At 64.7% G+C, this 12258-nt stretch carries 10 protein-coding genes; 8 read left to right on the top strand and 2 right to left on the bottom strand.

Going from position 1 to position 12258, the window contains the following annotated elements; translation table 11 throughout:
- Positions 1–3: 3 nt before the first annotated feature.
- The gene (locus F8197_RS29470) at positions 4–192 is read right to left on the bottom strand and encodes a hypothetical protein (protein ID WP_227012354.1); all 189 of its coding nucleotides are present in this window, start codon (positions 190–192) and stop codon (positions 4–6) included.
- A gap of 117 nt (positions 193–309) precedes the next feature.
- Between F8197_RS29470 and cyaY the strand changes: the two genes are divergently transcribed.
- Entirely contained in the window at positions 310–645 is a 336-nt protein-coding gene (gene cyaY / locus F8197_RS18520) for an iron donor protein CyaY (RefSeq protein WP_056146809.1), read from the top strand.
- A gap of 56 nt (positions 646–701) precedes the next feature.
- Here cyaY and F8197_RS18515 read toward each other — a convergent pair whose 3' ends face one another.
- Positions 702–3050, bottom strand: a complete 2349-nt coding sequence (locus tag F8197_RS18515; protein WP_056146810.1) for a penicillin-binding protein 1A — start codon at positions 3048–3050, stop codon at positions 702–704.
- A 198-nt stretch (positions 3051–3248) separates the two neighbouring features.
- Here F8197_RS18515 and F8197_RS18510 point away from each other — a divergent pair, with 198 nt between their 5' ends.
- Genes F8197_RS18510 through aroKB form a run of 7 tightly spaced genes read left to right on the top strand, consistent with a single transcriptional unit; the run spans position 3249 to position 12249 of the window.
- The gene (locus tag F8197_RS18510) at positions 3249–4322 is read left to right on the top strand and encodes a pilus assembly protein PilM (protein ID WP_152883130.1); all 1074 of its coding nucleotides are present in this window, start codon (positions 3249–3251) and stop codon (positions 4320–4322) included.
- Positions 4322–4957, top strand: a complete 636-nt coding sequence (locus F8197_RS18505) for a PilN domain-containing protein (RefSeq protein ID WP_152883129.1) — start codon at positions 4322–4324, stop codon at positions 4955–4957. The genes F8197_RS18510 and F8197_RS18505 overlap by 1 nt, the downstream gene beginning before the upstream one ends.
- A complete protein-coding gene (locus F8197_RS18500; RefSeq protein WP_019923441.1) occupies positions 4954–5643 on the top strand; it encodes a type 4a pilus biogenesis protein PilO in 690 nt (229 codons plus the stop codon). The genes F8197_RS18505 and F8197_RS18500 overlap by 4 nt, the downstream gene beginning before the upstream one ends.
- A complete protein-coding gene (locus F8197_RS18495) occupies positions 5640–6185 on the top strand; it encodes a pilus assembly protein PilP (RefSeq protein ID WP_193333475.1) in 546 nt (181 codons plus the stop codon). The genes F8197_RS18500 and F8197_RS18495 overlap by 4 nt, the downstream gene beginning before the upstream one ends.
- Positions 6185–8293 (top strand): type IV pilus secretin PilQ, encoded by a 2109-nt coding sequence (locus F8197_RS18490; RefSeq protein ID WP_193333516.1) that lies wholly within the window; start codon positions 6185–6187, stop codon positions 8291–8293. The genes F8197_RS18495 and F8197_RS18490 overlap by 1 nt, the downstream gene beginning before the upstream one ends.
- 34 nt (positions 8294–8327) lie before the next feature.
- Positions 8328–10538 (top strand): Ig-like domain-containing protein, encoded by a 2211-nt coding sequence (locus F8197_RS18485; protein WP_227012316.1) that lies wholly within the window; start codon positions 8328–8330, stop codon positions 10536–10538.
- A gap of 58 nt (positions 10539–10596) precedes the next feature.
- Positions 10597–12249: a bifunctional shikimate kinase/3-dehydroquinate synthase AroKB gene (aroKB, locus tag F8197_RS18480; RefSeq protein ID WP_152883128.1), complete on the top strand. Its 1653-nt coding sequence runs from the start codon at positions 10597–10599 to the stop codon at positions 12247–12249.
- Positions 12250–12258: the final 9 nt, after the last annotated feature.

Raw genomic sequence — 12258 nt, 5'->3', positions numbered from 1 at the left:
GAATTATTTAGTGGACGGTACGGTGGTGGGGGACTGCATGGACGGCGGAGCCAGTGGCTCGGCCGGCGTCGGCACGATGGGCGCCGGCGGCTCGGCGGCCGGGGATACCGGGACCGTGCTGCTCTTGGCAGGTTTTGTCACTGGCGGCTTGGGCAGGTAGAGCGGGCCGGGTTGGCCGCAACCGCCGAGCATGACCGTCAGCGCCAGGGTGGCGGCGCCGATAATCGGAGAGACAGCATAACGAATAGGGGATGTCGGGGCAGACTTCACGATAGAATCACGGATTGACTATAGATACTGGAGTTTAGCATGGGCGATTCAGAATTCCTGGCGCAGGCCGAGGCCACCCTCGACGCCATCGAGGCGGCGTTGGACAAATTGAACGACGAAGACATGATCGACGTCGAATGCAGCCGCAGCGGCAATGTGCTCGAAATCGAATTCCTCCACAACGGTTCCAAGATCATCGTCAATAGCCAGGCGGCGATGAAGGAACTGTGGGTAGCGTCGCGTTCGGGAGGCTACCACTATCGCCAGGTCGAAGGCCAGTGGATCAACACCCGCGACGGCTCCGAGATGCTGGCCTCGCTGTCGGAGATGGTCAGCGCGCAGGGTGGGGCGCCCGTGGTGATCACGGCAAATTAAAAACTGCGTGCAGATACAACAACGGCAGCCTCAGGCTGCCGTTTTTCATTCCGCTATCAGAACAGCTCGTTCTTGACTGCGTCCTTGGCCTTTTCTTCGGCCGGGGTACCCTGGTTGGCGCCGTCGATATTGTGGACGCCGGTGCCCGGTGGGTTCTCGGCGTAGTAGTACTCGTCGCCGACCAGCATCACGCCTTCCGGTACCGCGCGTTCCTCGATCGGGATGTTTTTCAGCGCCTTTTGCATGTAGTTGATCCAGATCGGCAGCGCCAGGCCGCCGCCGGTTTCGCGGTTGCCCAGGTTGCGCGGCTGGTCGTAGCCGATCCAGGCCACGCCGACCAGCTTCGGTTGATAGCCGGCGAACCAGGCGTCGATCGAATCGTTGGTGGTGCCGGTCTTGCCCGAAATATCCGGGCGCTTGAGCGCCAGCGCCTTGGCGGCCGTGCCGAAGCGCACCACGTCCTTGAGCATGCTGTCCATCAGGAAGGCGTTACGCTCGTCGATCACGCGGTTCTTCTCGTCGCCGGCCTTGTCGGGCGTGGCTTGCGACAGGATCTTGCCGTCGGCGTCGGTGACCTTGGCAATCAGGTACGGGCTTACCTTGTAGCCGCCGTTGGCAAACACGGCGTAGGCGCCGGCCATTTGCAGCGGCGTGACATTGCCCGCGCCCAGCGCCAGGGTCAGGTACGGCGGGTTCTTGTCGGCGTCGAAACCGAAGCGCGTGGTGTATTCCTGGCCATACTTGGCGCCGATCTTGTGCAGGATGCGGATCGAAATCATGTTTTTCGATTTCGTCAGGCCGCGGCGCATGGTCATCGGGCCGTCGTACTTGCCGTCGTAGTTCTTCGGTTCCCACGCCTGGCCGCCGGTCTGGCCGGCGTCGAACGAGATCGGCGCATCATTGATGATGGTGGCCGGCGACAGGCCGCGCTCGAGCGAGGCCGAGTAGATGAACGGCTTGAACGACGAGCCGGGCTGGCGCCACGCCTGCGTCACGTGGTTGAACTTGTTGCGGTTGTAGTCGAAGCCGCCCACCATGGCCTTGATGGCGCCGTCCTCGGTGCTCGCTGCCACAAAGGCCGATTCGATCTGCGGCATTTGCGTCAGTTCCCAGTCCTTTTCTTCGCGCATCACGCGCACCACGGCGCCCCGGCGGATGCGCTTGTTGGGCGCGGCCTTGTCCGACAGCCACTGGCGGCCCATGGCCAGGCCGGCGCCGCTGATGCGGATTTCCTCGCCGGAGGCGGTGACCGCCACGATCAGCTGCGGCGTGGCTTGCAGCACGATTGCAGCGATGATGTCGTCGCTGTCCGGGTGGTCGGCCAGCTCGGTCTCGATGGCGTCGTCGGCGTCTTCCTTTTTCGCTGGAATGTCGATGTACGCTTCCGGGCCGCGGTACGGGTGGCGGCGCTCGTAGTCCATCACACCCTTGCGCAGCGCCAGGTAGGCGGCGTCCTGGTCGGCCTTGGTGATGGTGGTGAAGACGTTCAGGCCACGCGTATACGTGTCTTCCTTGAACTGTTCATAGACCAGCTGGCGTGCCATTTCGGCCACGTATTCGGCGTGCACGCCGAACTCGCTGCTGTCGGTCTTGACCTTGAGCTGCTCGGCGCGCGCTTCCTCGTACTGCAGGTCGCTGATATAGCCAAGCGCGTGCATGCGGGTAAGAATGTACTGCTGGCGCGTACGCGCGCGCTTGGGGTTGACGACCGGATTGTAGGCCGATGGCGCTTTCGGCAAGCCGGCCAGCATGGCCGCTTCGGCCACGGTGATGTCGCGGATATTCTTGCCAAAATAGATTTGCGCAGCCGACGAGAAACCATAGGCGCGCTGGCCCAGGTAAATCTGGTTCATATAAACCTCGAGAATCTGGTCCTTGCTGAGGTTTTTCTCGATTTTCCAGGCCAGCAGCATTTCATAGACCTTGCGCTTGATGGTCTGCTCACTGGAAAGGAAGAAGTTGCGCGCGACTTGTTGGGTGATGGTCGATGCGCCCTGCTTGGCGCCGCCGGTGGCATTGTGCACGGCCGCGCGCAGGATGCCGGTGTAATCGACGCCTCCGTGTTCGTAAAAGCGGTCATCCTCGATGGCCAGCACGGCCTTCTTCATCACATCGGGAATGTCCTTGATGCGCACCAGGTTGCGGCGTTCCTCGCCGAACTCGCCGATCAGGACGTTATCTGCCGAGAAGATCCGCAGCGGCATCTTGGGGCGATAGTCGGTCAGGGTGTCGAGCTCGGGCAGGTTGGGGTAGGCCATCGCCAGCCCGAAGACCACCAGCAGCACGCCGCCCACGCCCAGGCCCAGTACGGACAGGCCGGCCATCAGGAAGAAACGCGAGGCGGATCTGGTTTTACGCGGAGTACCGCCGTCGCCGGTGGGAGGAGCCGATTTGGAAGAAGCCATGCAGTTCGATCTTTCTGAAAATAATCCGGGCCATTATAAGCGAGTGCCGAACCAGCGGCGCGCCTGTGGCGGCCCGGTTTTGGCACAGCTTGCATGATCGACCGTAACAAGTGTGGTGAAAGCGAATCGTGCGCGACAGAAATATCTTTACACCGATACAGGCTCGACTTACTGTAGGAGTTCACTCTCGGGAGGCGCATGAACGCATTCCAGGCCCTGTTCGGCCCTCGTAATCCGCCGTTGATTGGTATTGACATCAGTACATCTTGCGTACGTTTGGTGGAGCTGGCACAGGGCGCCAAGGACGAGTTGCGCCTCGAGCGTTATGCGGCCGAGGCGCTGCCGCGTGGCGCCGTGGTCGATGGCGCCATCGAGAACATGGACCAGGTGGTGGAAACCGTGCGCCGCGTGTGCAAGAAAAGCGGCACCCGCGCCAAGCTGGTGGCGCTGGGCATGCCGCCGGCCTCGGTGATCACCAAGAAAATCATCCTGGCCGCCGGGCTGTCGGAAGAACAACTGGAAATGCAGGTCGAGTCCGAAGCCAGCCAGTACATTCCGTTTGCGCTCGACGAAGTGAGCCTGGATTTCGACATCATCGGCCCCGCCAATTCGCCCGAGGACGTGGAGGTGATGCTGGCCGCGTCGCGCCGCGAAAAAATCGAGGACCGGGTGGCGATTGCCGAGGCATCCGGTTTGAAAGCGACGGTGATGGACATCGAATCGTACGCCGCCCGCGCCGCGCTCGATCGCGTGACCGCGCTGATGCCCGAGGCTGGCGCCGGCCGCGTGGTGGCGCTGTTCCAGGTGGGGGCCCAGGTCACGCACATTTCGGTCATGCTCGATGGCGCTACCGTCTATGAGCGCGAGCAGCCGTTCGGTGGCAACTCGCTTACCCACGACATCGTGCGCGCCTACGGCATGGCCTTCGAGGAGGCCGAGGCGCGCAAGAAAGCCAACGACCTGCCCGACACCTACGTGCCGGAACTGCTCACGCCGTTCCTGGAAAGCGCGGTGATGGAAGTGACGCGTGCGATCCAGTTCTTTTATACGTCCACGCCCTACACGCGCATCGACCGGCTGTTCCTGGCCGGCGGCTGCGCCTTGCTGCCGGGTTTGCTGGACCTGATCGCCAGCCGCACCCGCATCGCCTGCGCGGTGGCGGCGCCCTTCAAGGGCATGCAACTGGGACCGACAGTGCGCGAATCGCAATTGCGCGTTGACGGTCCGGCATATCTCGTGGCCTGCGGGCTGGCGTTGCGGAGGTTCGGCTGATGATACGTATCAACCTGCTGCCCCACCGCGAAGAAAAACGCAAGCAGAAGCAGGCTGCGTTCGTGGCGCTGCTGGCGCTGGGCGGCGTGGTGGGCGTGGCGGTGGTGCTGATGGTGGGGGCGTACAACGCACGGGCGATTTCGATCCAGGAAGAGCGCAACGGCGCGCTCACGTCGGCCATCGGCGAACTGGACAAAAAAATCGCCCGCATCGCCACCCTGAAACAGGAAATCGAAGCACTGAAGGCGCGCCAGCAGGCAGTCGAAGACTTGCAGGGCGACCGCAACCAGCCGGTGTACCTGCTCGATGAGCTGGTCAAGCAAACCCCGGCCGGCGTGTATCTGAAAGGCTTCCGCCAGGAGGGGCAGAAGGTGACTGTCGATGGCTATGCGCAATCGCAGGAGCGGGTATCGGAACTGCTGCGCAACCTGGCCGGCGCGTCGCCGTGGCTGGAAAAGCCGGAATTGATCGAAGTGAAGGCGGCGGCGCTGACGCAGGGGCGCGCGGTGCGCAAGGTGGTGGAATTCAATTTGATCGTCAACATCCGCCGGCCGCGCGACAAGGACGTGGTGCCGCCCACGCAGCCGCCAGGCCCGGCGCCAACACCTTCAGCGGCGGGAGGGCAGGCGGGATGAAGAGCAAACCCAAGCGCCGCACCGGTCCCGACCTGGGCGAACTGGCCGCGCGGTTCACCGCCCAGTTTCGCAATCTCAACCGCCGCCAGCCGGGCCAGTGGCCGCTGGCGCCGCGCGTGCTGTGCGCGGCCGGGGTGGCGGTGGCGATGATCGTGGCCGGCTATTTCGCGTACTGGAGCGGCCAGTTCGAGGTGGAGGAGGCGGGCGCCCAGGCCGAGGTGCGGCTGCGCGCGGAATACCGTCTCAAGACTGCCAAGGCCATCAACCTGGAAGCGTTGCAGGCGCAAAAGCTGCAAGTGGACCGGTATGTCGATCGCCTGCAAAAGCAGTTGCCGAGCAAGGCCGAGATGGCCGCGCTGCTGACCGACATCAACCAGGCCGGCTCCGGGCGCGGCCTGCAGTTCGAGCTGTTCAAACCGGCGCAGGTGGTGCTGCGCGACTACTATGCCGAGCTGCCGATCGACATCAAGGTTACCGGCACCTACCACGACATCGGCGCGTTTGCCGCCGACATGGCCAACCTGCCGCGCATCGTCACCCTCAACAACATGACGCTCAGCACCGGCAAGGACGGCGTACTGACGCTCGACGCCGTGGCCAAGACTTTCCGCTACCTCGATCCCGACGAAGTGCAGGCCCAGCGCAAGGCGGCTGACGCGAAAAAGAAAGCGGCCAAGCGATCATGAACCTGCGCCTTCTCCCATGCCTGTTAATGGTATTGCTGGCCGGCTGCGGCGACAGCGACGTGCAGGAAGTGCGCGCCTGGATGAAACAGGTCGATGCCGAAACCAGGGTGGGCGTGCCGCCGCTGGCCGAGCCGAAGACCTTCATTCCGTTCGCCTACCAGCAAAAGGAGGTGCTCGATCCGTTCAACCCCGGCAAGCTGCTGGGCGAGCTGGCGCGGCAGGGGGCCGACGCTGGCGCGGGTGGCGGCGGGCTGGCGCCGGATCCCAGGCGGCGCAAGGAGTTGCTGGAAAACTATCCGCTCGATACCGTGAAAATGGTGGGCACCATGGAAATGAAAGGCACCATGTACGCCGTGCTGCAAATCGACCGCAATGTGTACAAGGTGGTCAAGGGGCAGTACCTGGGCCAGAACCATGGCGTCGTCACCGCCATCTCCGACAACACCGTGTCCATCCGCGAAGTCGTGCAGGACGCCACCGGCGACTGGGTAGAACACCTGGCCACGCTGGAACTACAGGAAAGCAAGGAGACCGCCAAATGATGGCTCGACTGATGGCTCAACTATTTTTGTTGCTGTTGTTACTGTTTGCCGGCGGCGCGTCCCGCGCCCAGGACAGCAACGCCATCGACACGATTACCGCCAGCCAGCAGGGCGCCAGCCTGGTGGTGCGGATCGGGCTGGCGCAACCGCCCGCCGCGTTGCCTGCCGCGTTTGCCATCAGTAACCCGCCGCGCATCGCGCTCGACTTCGGCGCGATCAGCAACCGCACCGGCAAGACCGAGCACGACTTCGGCCTGGGCGACTTGCGCAACGTGCAAGTGGTGCAGGCGGGCGACCGCGCGCGGCTGTTGTTCAACCTGAATCGCAGCCTCGGCTACACCATGGCCATCGACGGCAAGGCCGTGGTGCTGACCATCGATACCAGTGCGGGAGCGGCAAGCGCTGCCGCCTCGGCGGCCACTACCCAGGCCACCGAGAAGCCGCTGTTGAAAGCCATCGATTTCCGCCGTGGCGACAACGGCGAGGGGCGGGTAGTGGTGGAACTGCCGCGCGGCGCGGCGGCCGATGTGCGGCAAACGCCCATCGGCGTGGTGGTCGATTTCATCGGCGCCGGTGCGCCGGAGTCGCTGCGGCGCCGGCTCGACGTCGGCGACTTCGGCACGCCGGTCAGCTTTGTCACCACGGTGCAGCAGGGCGATCATGCGCGCATGACCATCGAGGCGCGCGGCCTGTGGGAGCAGAGCGTGTACCAGAACGATGCGCAACTGGTGGTGGACGTGCGGCCGATCAAGGAAGATCCGCGCCGCATCGTGCAGGGGTCGCAAGGCTATCGCGGCGACAAGTTGTCGTTCAATTTCCAGAACCTGGAAGTGCGCGCAGCGCTGCAGGTAATTGCCGATGTGTCGGGCCTGAACATCATCACCAGCGACAGCGTGACCGGCAACCTGACCCTGCGCCTGAAAGACGTGCCGTGGGACCAGGCGCTGGAAGTGATCCTGCAGGCCAAGGGTCTGGACATGCGCAAGAACGGCTCGGTGCTGTGGATCGCGCCAAAAGAAGAGCTGCTGACCAAGGAAAAGCTTGAACTCGAGCAGCGCGCCCAGATCGCCGACCTCGAGCCGTTGAAGTCCGAAATCTTCCAATTGAATTACCAGAAGGCCGAGGCGTTCCGCACCGTGTTCGGCCTCGATGCCGCCGCTGGCGCCGGCAACCGCGTGCTGTCGCGGCGCGGCAGCGCCATCATCGAGCCGCGCACCAACCAGCTGTTCGTCACCGATACGGCGGCCAAGATCGAGGACGTGCGGCGCCTGATCGCCAAGACCGACGTGGCTACCAAGCAGGTGCTGATCGAGGCGCGCATCGTCGAGGCCAGCGACACCTTTACGCGCAATCTTGGCGCCAAGCTGGGCTTTTCCGACATGCGTACCGTGCGCGGCGGTAACTCCGGCTACCAGGTGGGCAGCGGCAACACCCGCGTGGGCATCGGCGGCAACATCACCGGCGTGGGCGAGGTGACGGGGCAGATCGCGCCCACCGCCACCAGCTACAACAATACCCAGTTCGTCAACTTGCCGGCCGCCGGCATCAACGGCATCGACGCCGCCAGCCTGGCGCTGAGCCTGTTCTCGGCAGCCGACAACCGTTTCCTCAACCTGGAATTGTCGGCGCTGGAAGAAGACGGTACCGGCAAGATCGTCTCGAGCCCGCGCGTGATCACGGCCGACAAGGCGATGGCGCTGATCGAGCAGGGCATCGAGTTGCCGTACCAGGTGGCCACCAGCAGCGGCGCCACGTCGATCCAGTTCCGCAAGGCGAATTTACGGCTGGAAGTGACGCCACAGATCACGCCCGACGGCAACGTGGTGATCGAGGTCGATGTGAACAAGGACAGCGTGGGCCAGGAAACCCGGTCCGGCTTTGCCATCGACACCAAGCACATCAAGACCCAGGTGATGGTGGAAAACGGCGGCACGGTGGTGCTGGGGGGGATCTACCAGCAGACCGAGCGCAACTCGACCAGCAAGGTGCCGTTGCTGGGCGACGTGCCGGTGCTCGGCTACCTGTTCCGTACCACGGGCCGCACCAACGACAAGACCGAATTACTGGTATTTATCACGCCGAAAATCGTCACCGACAAAGTCAAGTAACCGGGCCGCCAGGCTACACATCGAGGGATAGCGCATGGAACGCATGATTCGTATGAAGGGCCTCATCGGCTGGCTGGCAGCGACCATCTTTGCAAGCTTGCTGGTCGGTTGCGGCGGCGGTGGCGGTTCGCCCGGCACGGTCGGCGGCGGTACCGTCACGCCGCCCACGACGTCAAAAGTAGCCAGCGTGGCGGTGCAGGCCAGCGCCGCCACCATCGCCTCGTCGGGCCTGGCCGGCACCGAGGTGACGCTGACGGCCATCGTCAAGGACAGCGGTGGCAATGCGCTGGTCGGCGAGACGGTCAGTTTTACCGCCAGTTCCGGCACCGTGAGCAGTACCAACCGCGTGACCGACACGGCGGGCCAGGTCGCGGAAAAACTCAGCGTGGCCGGGGACGCGTCGCTGCGCGTCATCACCGTCACGGCCAGCGCCGGCGGGCGCACGTCCGCACCGGTGCAGGTGGCGGTGGTCACGGCCGTGCCGTCGCTCTCGCTCACCACCGACAGCGGCACCCTGGCCTCGGCCGGCGCGGCCGGCAGCGAAGTGACCGTGGTGGCGCTGGTGCGCGACGCCAACAATACCGCGCTGCCGGGCGTGGTGGTGGACCTGAAAGCCGATTCCGGCAGCCTGACGCTGACCTCGCGCACCACCAACGCCCAGGGCATCGTTTCCGAAAAACTGAGCACCGGCGGCGACCCCGCCTCGCGCGCGATCCGCATCACTGCCAGCGCGGCGGGCGCCGCACCGGTCGCCACCGTGGTCAACGTGGCCGGCAACCGGCTTACCGTCAATGCGCCGTCCACCATCAACGCGGGTGCGGCTGCCGACGTTGCGGTCAAGCTGGTCGATTCGGCCGGCAATGCGCTGGTCGGCAAGCCGGTGACGTTCGCGTCGAACGCCAATGCGCTGACCGTCAAGGGCGGCGGCACGGCGGTGACCAACGCCGCCGGCCAATTGATCCTGACCTACGCGGCCAGCGGCGGCAGCGCCGACGTGATCACCGTGCGCTCGCTGGGCGAGACGGCATCGACGGCAATTGCGATCAACACGTCGAGTTTTGCCGTGCGCGTGCTCGACGGCGGCGGCAACGTGGTGACCAGCACCAATATCGGCAGTTGCCGCCAGGTGGCGGTGACCGGCGGATCCAGCGGTGACGTAACCATCAGCAGTTCGCGCGGCACCGTGTATGCCAATGCAGGCTGCACCGTGCCATTGAACGGCGCGCTGACGCTGGCCGGTGGCGCCGCCACCGCCTACATCGACGCCAACAGCCCGGGCGTGGCCACGCTGACGGCCCGGGCCGGCATCCTGGGCACCCAGTCCGACCTGGAGTTCGTCGCGCCGCTCACCACCGCCTCGACCATCACCGTGCAGGCCGACCCGGCAGTGATCGGCGTCAACACGGCCGGCAGCATCACCCAGCAGGTCACGCTGCGCGCCGTGGTGCGCGACGGCCCGGCGCAGAACAACCCGGTCAAGAATGCGCTGGTGTCGTTCTCGATACAGTCGGACGCCAGCGGTGGTTCGCTCACCCAGCCGTCCGACGTGACCACCGCCGCCGACGGCTCGGCCACGGTGAGCTTCATTGCCGGCGCCACGCCCACTGCCACCAACGGCGTGCAGATCCGGGCGCGCATCGTCGGCGGGGGCGTGGTCAACAACAGCGCCACCGCCATGCTGACCGTGGCGCAGCGCTCGCTGTTCATCAGCGCCGGCACCGGCAACCTGATCACCACGCCCGACAGTTCCACTTACCAGCAGGATTTCGCGGTGTTCGTCACCGATGCGGCCGGCAATGCGGTGTCCGGCGTACGCCTGACCACGTCGGTGCTGCCGGTGAACTATTTCAAGGGCCTGCTCGGTTACAGCGATCCGGGACCGTGGCTGCCGGTGCAGCGGATACCGTGCGATAACGAGGACCTGAACCGCAACGGCATCCTCGACGCCGGCGAGGATCTCAACGGCAATGGCAGGCTCGAGCCGGGCATTCCGGTGACCGTGACGCCGGCTGTGACCACCGATGCCACCGGGCGGGCCACGGTGTCGCTCGTGTATCCGCGCGACCGCGCCAACTGGCTCGATGTGAACCTGACCGTGCGCGGACAGGCAAATGGCAGCGAATCGACGTACACCTCTCTGGTACACTTGCTAGGTTTGAGTAGCGATTACACAAACCAGAATGTCGCGCCGCCGGGCGCGGTCAGCCCATACGGGGTGGCGACGACGTGCAGCAACCCGCAATAGCCGCTTAATCACTGGCGCATGCGGGCGTCGGAGCCGCCCGCACTTAGTTGGATTTTGCATGCAAAATGTGTTTCTAGTCGGTTTGATGGGTGCTGGAAAGACCACCATCGGCCGCATCCTGGCCCGCAAGCTGGGGCTGCGCTTTGTCGACTCCGATCACGAGATCGAGGCGCGCACCGGCGCGTCGATTCCGTGGATCTTCGAGATCGAGGGCGAGCCGAGCTTTCGCCGCCGCGAAGCCGAGGTGATCCGCGAGCTGACCGGCCAGCAGGACCTGGTGCTGGCCACCGGCGGCGGCGCCGTGCTCGATCCCGACAACCGCGCCCACCTCAAGGCGCGCGGCATGGTGATTTACCTGCGCACCACCGTCAACAGCATCCTCCAGCGCACCGCCCACGACAAGAACCGGCCCCTGCTGCAAACCGCCGATCCGCGCAAGAAGCTCGAGGAGCTGATGGCGGTGCGCGATCCGCTGTACATGGAAATCGCCGATATCGTCATCGATACCGGCCGTCCTAACGTACAATCGATGGTCCTGACCATCCTGAATCAACTGGAAAAGCTGGCCTGCGAAGCCGCGCCCAACTGTTCCACCAGAGCCCAACCATCGATGAACGAAGAATCCACCATCCTGTTAAATGTTGACCTGGGCGAGCGCAGCTACCCGATTTCCATCGGTCCGTCGCTGCTGAACGACCCGTCGCTGCTGGCGCGCCATGTCAATGGCGGCAAAGTCGCCATCGTCACCAATACCACCGTCGCACCGCTGTACCTCGAGCGCGTGGAGTCGGCGCTGCGCGCGGCCGGCAAGCAGGTGATGTCGGTGATCCTGCCCGACGGCGAGGAGTTCAAGAACTGGTCCAGCCTGATGCAGATCTTCGACACCCTGCTGGCCAACAAGGCCGACCGCAAGACCACGCTGATCGCCCTGGGCGGCGGTGTGATCGGCGACCTGACCGGCTACGCGGCGGCCAGCTATATGCGCGGCGTGGATTTTATCCAGGTGCCGACCACCTTGCTCTCGCAAGTCGATTCGTCGGTGGGCGGCAAGACCGGCATCAACCACCCGCTGGGCAAGAACATGATCGGCGCGTTCTATCAGCCGCGCGCGGTGATTGCCGACACGTCCACCCTGGAAACCTTGCCCGACCGCGAACTGTCGGCCGGCCTGGCCGAGGTGATCAAGCACGGCGCCATCATCGACGCCGCCTTCTTCGACTGGATCGAAGCCAATATCGGCCTGTTGATGGCGCGCGACAAGGGCGCCCTGGCGTATGCGATTGCCCGCTCGTGCGAAATCAAGGCCGACGTGGTGCGCCAGGACGAGCGCGAGGGCGGCCTGCGCGCCATCCTCAATTTCGGCCACACGTTCGGCCACGCCATCGAAGCCGGCCTCGGCTACGGTGAGTGGTTGCATGGCGAAGCGGTCGGCTGCGGCATGGTGATGGCGGCCGACTTGTCGCAGCGCCTGGGCCTGGTCGATGCCGCGACCGTGGCCCGCGTGCGCGCGCTGGTCGCGGCGGCCGGTCTGCCGGTCAAGGCGCCCGACCTGGGCACGGCGCGCTGGCTCGAGTTGATGGAAGTGGACAAGAAGAACGAAGGCGGCGCCATCAAGTTCATCCTGCTCAAGCCGCTGGGTGCGCCCAGCATCACCAACGCGCCGCAGGAACTGCTGCTGGCTACGCTGGCGGCCCACGTGGCGTGCGATTAAGGAGCCATC

It is taken from the genome of Duganella sp. FT27W, from assembly GCF_009295655.1.
GTDB lineage: Bacteria > Pseudomonadota > Gammaproteobacteria > Burkholderiales > Burkholderiaceae_D > Rugamonas > Rugamonas zoogloeoides.
This window is presented reverse-complemented; position numbering and strand designations above follow the sequence as displayed.

Bases quoted from the DNA above. Each gene is read 5' to 3' on its own strand.
- F8197_RS29470 (WP_227012354.1), bottom strand. From the start codon at position 192: ATGCTCGGCGGTTGCGGCCAACCCGGCCCGCTCTACCTGCCCAAGCCG.
- cyaY (WP_056146809.1), top strand. From the start codon at position 310: ATGGGCGATTCAGAATTCCTGGCGCAGGCCGAGGCCACCCTCGACGCC.
- F8197_RS18515 (WP_056146810.1), bottom strand. From the start codon at position 3,050: ATGGCTTCTTCCAAATCGGCTCCTCCCACCGGCGACGGCGGTACTCCG.
- F8197_RS18510 (WP_152883130.1), top strand. From the start codon at position 3,249: ATGAACGCATTCCAGGCCCTGTTCGGCCCTCGTAATCCGCCGTTGATT.
- F8197_RS18505 (WP_152883129.1), top strand. From the start codon at position 4,322: ATGATACGTATCAACCTGCTGCCCCACCGCGAAGAAAAACGCAAGCAG.
- F8197_RS18500 (WP_019923441.1), top strand. From the start codon at position 4,954: ATGAAGAGCAAACCCAAGCGCCGCACCGGTCCCGACCTGGGCGAACTG.
- F8197_RS18495 (WP_193333475.1), top strand. From the start codon at position 5,640: ATGAACCTGCGCCTTCTCCCATGCCTGTTAATGGTATTGCTGGCCGGC.
- F8197_RS18490 (WP_193333516.1), top strand. From the start codon at position 6,185: ATGGCTCGACTGATGGCTCAACTATTTTTGTTGCTGTTGTTACTGTTT.
- F8197_RS18485 (WP_227012316.1), top strand. From the start codon at position 8,328: ATGGAACGCATGATTCGTATGAAGGGCCTCATCGGCTGGCTGGCAGCG.
- aroKB (WP_152883128.1), top strand. From the start codon at position 10,597: ATGCAAAATGTGTTTCTAGTCGGTTTGATGGGTGCTGGAAAGACCACC.